The organism is Plesiomonas sp., assembly GCF_051650925.1.
Lineage (GTDB): Bacteria > Pseudomonadota > Gammaproteobacteria > Enterobacterales > CAMTGL01 > Plesiomonas.
This window is the reverse complement of the sequence record NZ_JBOFRH010000346.1, coordinates 1-5,098: the sequence shown is the minus strand read 5'-3', so window position 1 is coordinate 5,098 and position 5,098 is coordinate 1. Positions and strand designations below refer to the sequence as shown.

5 protein-coding genes are annotated in these 5,098 nt (G+C 45.9%); 1 reads left to right on the top strand and 4 read right to left on the bottom strand.

Features of this window, described 5'->3' with window-relative positions; all coding sequences use genetic code 11:
* Positions 1-196: 196 nt before the first annotated feature.
* Positions 197-2,092 carry a methyl-accepting chemotaxis protein gene (locus tag ACRC27_RS07990; RefSeq protein ID WP_438639613.1) on the top strand — a complete coding sequence of 632 codons (1,896 nt, stop codon included), beginning with the start codon at positions 197-199 and terminating at the stop codon, positions 2,090-2,092.
* Between the two features lie 217 nt (positions 2,093-2,309).
* On the opposite strand, the gene kdsA is transcribed toward ACRC27_RS07990, so the two are convergent.
* The 4 genes from kdsA to prmC form a co-directional block, all read right to left on the bottom strand.
* Entirely contained in the window at positions 2,310-3,164 is an 855-nt protein-coding gene (gene kdsA / locus ACRC27_RS07985; protein ID WP_438628896.1) for a 3-deoxy-8-phosphooctulonate synthase, read from the bottom strand.
* Between the two features lie 29 nt (positions 3,165-3,193).
* Positions 3,194-3,985: a transglutaminase family protein gene (locus ACRC27_RS07980; RefSeq protein ID WP_438622857.1), complete on the bottom strand. Its 792-nt coding sequence runs from the start codon at positions 3,983-3,985 to the stop codon at positions 3,194-3,196.
* Between the two features lie 28 nt (positions 3,986-4,013).
* Positions 4,014-4,397 carry a SirB2 family protein gene (locus tag ACRC27_RS07975; protein WP_438639612.1) on the bottom strand — a complete coding sequence of 128 codons (384 nt, stop codon included), beginning with the start codon at positions 4,395-4,397 and terminating at the stop codon, positions 4,014-4,016.
* Positions 4,398-4,459: 62 nt separating this feature from the next.
* Positions 4,460-5,098 (bottom strand): peptide chain release factor N(5)-glutamine methyltransferase (gene prmC / locus ACRC27_RS07970; protein ID WP_438639611.1); only part of this gene is annotated, 639 nt, incomplete at its 5' end.

Here is a 5,098-nt window from a genome sequence, read left to right as displayed (position 1 = left end):
ATTTTACGTTGAGACGCATAGAGTTGTAAACATCTGGACGTCTAAACAGCTAAAATTTCATATATCATGGCTCATGAAACAATTATTAATAAACTAATTGTCATATATATCGCGATTAGCACTCAACAAAACTCAATGATCAGACAATTCTGCCGATAAACGCCTATATAGCCGGATATCTGGAGTTTTTGTAGTTATGTCTCTCTCTTTTGCTTTGACGTTAAAACAGAAAATTATTGGGATAAGCCTTTTTTCTGTATTGCTGGTTGCAGGTGCTTTAACATGGCAAGCATCGGAAAGGTTGTACAACCAGACACAAAACAGTATTCGAACTCGTATTGATTCGACCAGTGAGGCGATTGCCAGTGAAGTAGTCACCTGGCAAGAGAGCAAAGTTATGCAAATGAAGGGCGTAATTCCCTTTGTTTCCGATACCACAACTCTGTTACCACACTTAATTCAAGCCCGAATCAGCGCTGACTTTGATGACATCTATTTTGGTAGCGTACAAGGTAATCTAATCAGCTCACACCCCGAACGGGATAACAGCAATTTTGATCCTCGTTCCCGTAACTGGTATCAAGATGCTATTACCCAAAATAAGTTTGTTGTATCAAAGCCATATAAAGACCCAGTAACAGGTGAAATCATAGTCACCTTTTCACAACCGATACAGAATAACAATGTTGTCATTGGTGTGCTTGGTGCCGATATAACATTAAAACAGTTACAAGAAAAAATTATACAATTAGATGTGGGTAAAAATACCCAAAGTCTACTGATGACTCCACAAGGCACGATTATTGCCTATCAAAATCTTCAGATGATCATGCAACCATTGAGCAATCTGAATAAGATGTTTACACCTGCTCTACTAAACAGCGTATCGACCGAAGGACAGCTCTTTGACTTTAATATTGAGCAAAAAGCTAAATGGCTTCAACTGATTCAAGTGGGCAATACCCATTTAGTATTAGGTATTATGCTTGATCAACAAACCGAAATGGCAGACTACCAAAATACGCGTAATCTTTTACTAAGTATCTCGTTTATTCTGACATTGATAACGGCAATATTTCTGACACTGCTGATGAATTATCTGTTCCGTGATCTGAATGCAGTCTCTTCTGCACTAGCAGAGATTGCTGATGGCGAAGGCGATCTGACGGTACGAATTACTCCACGTACTGATGACGAAGTCGGTAAATTAGCTAAAAACTTCAATCGCTTTGTCGAGCGTTTGCAGAAAATTTTGCTACAAATGCGCGATATTGCAGACAATTTGAATAACCAAGCTACCCACAGCGCAGCCAGTGCTGAAGAACGTACCCAACGCATTCATATGCAACAGGGTGAGATTGTCATGGTTGCTACGGCAGTCACTGAAATGTCAGCCGCTACACATGAAATTGCTGCCAGCGCCGATAAAGCCGCACACGAAGCGGGCAGTGCCGTTTCAACATGTCAGCAAGGCCACCAGCAAGTAGAGCAGAGCCAAAATTCAATCCGTAAACTGGCTGAAGAGGTCAATGTAGCTACCGGTGTAATTGATGATTTAAACACTCATGCGGCCAGCATCAGCTCTATTATGATGACCATTCGCTCAATTGCTGAACAGACCAATTTGCTGGCACTTAATGCGGCCATTGAAGCGGCACGTGCCGGTGATCAGGGCCGAGGTTTTGCGGTTGTTGCCGATGAAGTGCGGATGCTTTCACAACGCACACACACCTCAACGGAAGAGATTGAGTCAATGATCAATCAGTTGCAGTTATCCACCCGTAAGGCCGTTGATATTATGTCGGGCAGCAGCCATCTGGCTGAAACCAGTGTGCATGATGCAGATGCTGCGGGCAATAATCTGGTACAGATCAATGATGTGGTTACAGTAATTAACGATATGGCAGCCCACATAGCGACTGCAGCAGAAGAGCAAAGTGCGGTGACCGAAGAGATCACTCGTAATACAGAGTCAATCAAAGAAGCATCCAATGATCTGGCACAAGAGGCACATGATGCAGCCAGCCAAGCTGCACAACTGAGCGAACTAGCTTATCAGTTACGCCAAGAAGTCAGCCGTTTTGTACTGTAATCTTTACTCTCAGTTTGCTGTGTTAAGTGCCCTGTATTGAATACTTTGTACTAAACACTAGATACAACACTAAAGACTAAGCGACAAGTACAAGCCAGACGTACAAATAGAATAAAAACAGGGAACAAAAAGCCCCGACAGTTCAATGCACTGTCGGGGCTTTTTTACGTCATGAGCTTTACATACAGCAGCACTTAATACGGCTGTGTATCAAGACTTAGCACGTTGTATCAAGTACTGGGAAATTCTTTACCAGATCATCGATAGCCTTAAGCTGCTGCAAAAACGGCTCTAACTTAGCCAGCGGCAGGGCCGATGGGCCATCACACTTGGCATTTACCGGATCAGGATGAGACTCAAGGAACAGACCAGCAATCCCGACAGCAATACCAGAACGGGCTAATTCAGCCACCTGATCACGACGGCCACCGGATGCTGCACCAAATGGATCACGACATTGCAGTGCATGAGTCACATCAAAAATAACAGGGCTGCCGTGAGAAACTTGTTTCATCACGTTAAAACCGAGCATATCAACCACAAGGTTGTCGTAGCCAAAATTACTGCCGCGATCACACAAAATGATTTGATCGTTACCGCACTCAGCAAATTTATCAACAATATTACCCATCTGACCTGGGCTTAAAAACTGGGGTTTTTTAACGTTAATCACGGCACCAGTACGTGCCATCGCTTCTACCAAATCGGTTTGGCGGGCAAGGAATGCAGGAAGCTGAATCACATCAACCACATCAGCAACTGGCTGGCACTGGGCTTCAGTGTGTACATCAGTGATGATCTTCACGCCAAACGTCTGTTTTAGCTCTTGGAAAATCTTCATTCCCTCATCCAGACCGGGGCCACGGTAAGAGTGAATAGATGAACGGTTAGCTTTATCAAACGAAGCCTTAAAAACGTAAGGAATACCCAGTTTGTTAGTGACTTCGACATAATGCTCGCACACGCGCATAGCCATATCACGCGATTCCAGTACGTTCATGCCACCAAACAGGACAAACGGTTTATCGTTCGCGACATCAATATTACCGATGCGTACATTCTTCTGTTGCATGCCCTTAACCTTCCTCAGTAGGGTTGAATTCAGTGTAGTGTCAGTGTCGGTGTCGGAATCGAGCGGATTTGTTCACGCACCAGATTAATCACCGGATCTTTCGGACACTGCTTAACAAAATAGCTTAAATCATCCAGCGCAGCCTGATTGCACTCAAGTGCTGCAAAAATCAGCCCTCGATCACGAATTTCATACGGATCATCGGGGTTATATTCCAGTAATAAGGTACTGGCTTTTAAGGCAAGCACACCCTGTTTTTCATGCAGTAGCGCGCCTTTGAGCGCATCTAACAGGCGCATTGCCACTTGCGAGTGTTCGGTAATATCCAAATCCTCATCACGCAACGTAGCAAACGGGCCTTCATGCCCTTTTAGCCATGCGGTCAGAATATGCTCGTTGACAATTTCACCGTTAAACGGGTTGATAAATAAAGTGGCATCATCAAATTCAGCACGCAGCAAAAACTGGGTAGGAAACACCACCGGATACAGCGGCAACTCCAACTCGGCACCTAAATGTAGCAAGAGCGCCCCAAGCATGACCGGACCACCCTGCCGTTTTTGTAAAACCCGATCAAGGCGCAAATTATCTGAGTGATAGAATGTCTGATAATCACCGGAGAACTGGCATTCGGTATACACAGTATGGATCAGAGCCAACAAACGCGGCAAACCAAGCGCAACATGCTGTACTGACTGCACCTGCTGGCGCAGTTGCTGTAACTCACTCTGCACACTGTCAGCAGAAAAATCAGGGAAAATTTGTGCACCCAGCCATGTAAAACTGTCAACTAGCGGATGCTCTTCAAAATCAAACGACATGGTATTCTCAGCGAAATGACTAAACCTATTAACTAAACCATAACGGCGTTTTAGTGATGGCCAGTTGTGCAATCAGCCAGATCCAGCCCAATGCACCTAATAATGCAAACAGGCGGATAACTTTATTCTTACCCTCTTTCAGTGCCACAAAGCCAAGCAGAATATAGATCACCACACCCAGCAGTTTTTCGGTCATCCAAACAGTGTGTGGCGTAAACGGGTAAAAACCGGTAACCACCATCAAACCAGCCCCGCTAAGCAACAGCACTGTATCATTAATATGCGGAACAATTTTTACCCAGCGCTGCTGCATGATTTTTGCACCACATAGGCTCCAGATAAAGCGCAGCACCAGCAGACTGACGGAAACCGCCAACGTAGTCATATGCAGGTGCTTGAGAAACATGTACATAGCGAGTTCCTTTTCGTAAACCTTGCGGTAAAAATGGGATAATCAATGGCTGTCAAACAGTGTTATGAGTGGTGACATAGCTCAGACCAACACCCTAGCGTGACGCGATCATTGCCGCCATAGTCTTGTTCAGAACGAATAGCATGATAACCAGCTTGCTGAAATATCTGTTGTACTGCCGCCGCTTGTTGCCAACCGTGTTCCACAATCAGCCAGCCACCGCTGACCAGATACTCACGCGCGCCGATTGCGATAGTACGGATATCGGCCAGCCCTGACTCTTCGGCAACCAAGGCACTGCGCGGCTCAAAGCGCACATCACCCTGCACAAGATGCGGATCTGCAGCATCAATATACGGCGGGTTGCTGGCAATCAACGCAAACTGCGTATCCAAAGCCGCACGAACCGGAGTAAACCAGCTACCCTGTACAAATTGGACATTGTGAATCTGTAACTGGGCGGCATTACGGGTGGCCAGTGTCACGGCATCAGGGTGTAAATCAACCCCTAACACTCGGCAATCTGGCCGTTCACTGGCTAATGCTAAGGCAATCGCACCCGTTCCGGTGCCCAGATCTAACAGCGCGCACGGGGAGTCAGGTAACAGTGTCAGTGCCACTTCGACCAAACGCTCGGTATCCGGACGCGGGATCAAGGTTGCAGCAGAAACTTCCAACGGCAATGACCAGAACTCACGCTC